2 protein-coding genes are annotated in these 2,134 nt (G+C 74.5%); both read left to right on the forward strand.

Annotated features, from left to right (window positions below):
- On the forward strand, positions 1 to 1,170 hold a 1,170-nt coding region (locus AB0J52_RS37475; protein ID WP_500187704.1), incomplete at its 5' end, for a condensation domain-containing protein.
- 131 nt (positions 1,171 to 1,301) lie between these two features.
- A partial coding sequence (locus AB0J52_RS37480) for a condensation domain-containing protein (RefSeq protein WP_500187706.1) occupies positions 1,302 to 2,134 on the forward strand: 833 nt, incomplete at its 3' end.

Below are 2,134 nucleotides of genomic sequence, written 5' to 3' on the forward strand. Positions count from 1 at the left end.
GGCAGGCTCGACCCGCGCGCCGGGACGATGCTCCAGGCGGTGTGGTTCGACGCGGGCCCGGAGCGGCCCGGCCGGATCCTGCTCGCCGTCCACCACCTGGCGGTGGACGGGGTGTCCTGGCGGATCCTGCTCCCCGACCTCGCGGCCGCCTACTCCGGGACGGAGCTCGAAGCCGTGCCGACCTCGTTCCGCCGCTGGTCGCGGGTGCTCGCGGACCAGGCGGCCGACCCGGCCCGCGTCGCCGAACTGCCCCTCTGGGAGCGCATGCTGGACGGTCCCGCGCCCCTGCTCGACTCCGCGCCGCCGCGTCCGCCGGACGGACGCGGCGGAGCGCCGGTCCACGCGAAGCTCACGCTTCCCACGGACGTGACGGAGGCGCTGCTCACCCGGGTGCCCGCCGCGTTCCACGCGGGCATCGAGGACGTGCTGCTGTCCGGGCTCGTCGCCGCGCTCGGCGAACGCCGCCGTCACCGCGACGGCCGCGACGTCACCGGTGGCGTGCTGGTGGACCTGGAGGGGCACGGACGCGAGCCGCTCACCCCCGACATGGACCTCGCCCGCACCGTCGGATGGTTCACCGACCTGCACCCCGTCCGGCTGGACCCCGGCCCCCTCGACCACGCCGCCGTGCGCGCCGGGGGCGGTGCGGCGGGAGCCCTGGTCAAGCGGGTGAAGGAGCAGCTGCGGGCCGTCCCGTCGGACGGGCTGGGCTACGGCCTGCTGCGCCACCTCAACCCGCGGACCGCGGCCGTGATGGCGCGGCTGCCCGTCCCCTCGCTCTCCTTCAACTACATGGGCAGGTTCGCCGCCGGCGCGTCCGACGCGCCCGGTTCCAGTGCGCCGGTTCCCTGGCAGCCCGCCGGGGCCACGGCGCTCGGCGGCGGGACGGACCCGGGCATGGCCCCGGTCTACGCGCTGGAGGCGGGCGGCCTCGTCCACGACCTTCCCGGCGGCCCCCGGCTGACCCTGGCGCTCAGCGGCGGCGCCGGCCAGTTCACGCGCGCCGACCTGGACGACCTCGCGGACCGGTGGGCCGCCATGCTGGGCGGCCTCGCGGCGCACGCCGCCGGGGGCGGCGGGGGCCACACGCCGTCCGACTTCAGCCTGGTGTCGCTCGGCCAGGACCAGATCGACGAACTCCAGGCGGGACTCGCCGGCGAATTCGGCTGACCTCTCCGGCGGTCCCGCCCGCCCATTCCATATTGCGCATTTGGACAGCCCTTCCGCCCTGTGCGGGCTTGGTAGAGTCCGCCACGTATGTGTTTCGGAGAGTGTATTTCAGGTAGGGCGGAAGGGCGCTGATGAACCAGATCCGCATCGACGATGTGTGGCCGCTTTCCCCTCTTCAGGAAGGGCTGCTGTTCCACGCCGGATATGACGAGCGGACCCGTGACATCTATGTCGGCCAGAACGTCCTCGAATTAGCGGAGCCGCTGGACAGCGCGGTGCTGCGCGCCTCCTGGCAGGCCGTTCTGGACCGGCACGCGAGCCTGCGCGCGAGTTTCCGGCAACCGGCCGGCGCGCCCCGTCCGGTCCAGGTCGTCGCGACGGGCGTCACCCTTCCCTGGCAGGAGCACGACCTTTCCGATCTCCCCGCCGGTGAGGTGGATGACGAAGTCCGGCGGCTCACCGAAAAGGAACTCCAGAAGGGTTTCGACCTTTCCGTCCCGCCGTTGCTCCGGCTGCTTCTGCTGAAACTCCCGGGCGGCGCGTACCGGCTCGTCGTCACCATGCACCACATCGTCATGGACGGTTGGTCGCAGCCGATCCTGTTCGACGAGGTGGCCGACGTGTACGCCGCCGGGGGCGACCCGGCCGGCCTCCCGCCCGTCCCGCCCTACCGGGACTACCTCGCCTGGCTGGCCCGCCAGGACCAGGAGGCGGCCCGCGCGGCCTGGCGCGACGCGCTCGCCGGGCTCGGCGAGCCGACCCTCGTCCGGCCGGGCGCGTCCGCCCTCCCGGTCCCGCCCGGCCACGTGACCCGGCGGCTGGACCGGGCGGCGACCGACCGCCTCCGTGAGGCCGCGCGCGCCCGCGGCCTCACGGTGAACACCGTCGTCCAGGGCGCCTGGGGGCTGCTGCTCGGCAGGCTGACCGGCCGCGACGACGTGGTGTTCGGCGCGACGGTCGCCGG

It is taken from the genome of Spirillospora sp. NPDC049652, from assembly GCF_040675125.1.
GTDB lineage: Bacteria > Actinomycetota > Actinomycetes > Streptosporangiales > Streptosporangiaceae > Spirillospora.